1 protein-coding gene is annotated in these 438 nt (G+C 48.4%); it reads left to right on the top strand.

The window, feature by feature from the left end; translation table 11 throughout:
• Window positions 1-438: flagellin hook IN motif-containing protein (locus tag VJL_RS23785; RefSeq protein ID WP_038881782.1), on the top strand; the 438-nt coding region annotated here is incomplete at both ends.

Here is a 438-nt window from a genome sequence, read left to right as displayed (position 1 = left end):
TAAACCGTATCGCTGAAACGACATCTTTCGGTGGTAACCGCCTACTTAACGGTACTTACGGCACTCAGTCTTTCCAAATCGGTGCGGACAACGGTGAAGCAGTAATGCTTAACCTAAAAGACATGCGCTCAGACAACCAAATGATGGGCGGCGTGAGCTACCAAGCTGACAACGGCAAAGACAAAAACTGGAACGTTGCTGCTGATAAATCAGACATGAAAATCAGCCTAACGGACAGCTTTGGTCAAGAACAAGAAATCAACATCAGCGCGAAAGCGGGTGACGATATCGAAGAGCTAGCGACGTACATCAACGGTCAAACAGACCTAGTGAAAGCGTCAGTAGACCAAGACGGTAAGCTGCAAGTGTTTGCGGGCAACAACAAAGTGGAAGGCGACGTTGAATTCTCTGGCGGCCTATCTGGTGAGCTAGGTCTAA

It is taken from the genome of Vibrio jasicida CAIM 1864 = LMG 25398 (assembly GCF_000400365.1).
Taxonomy (GTDB): domain Bacteria; phylum Pseudomonadota; class Gammaproteobacteria; order Enterobacterales; family Vibrionaceae; genus Vibrio; species Vibrio jasicida.
Note: the sequence above shows the minus strand (reverse complement) of the source record. Positions and strands in the feature narration are given on the sequence as shown.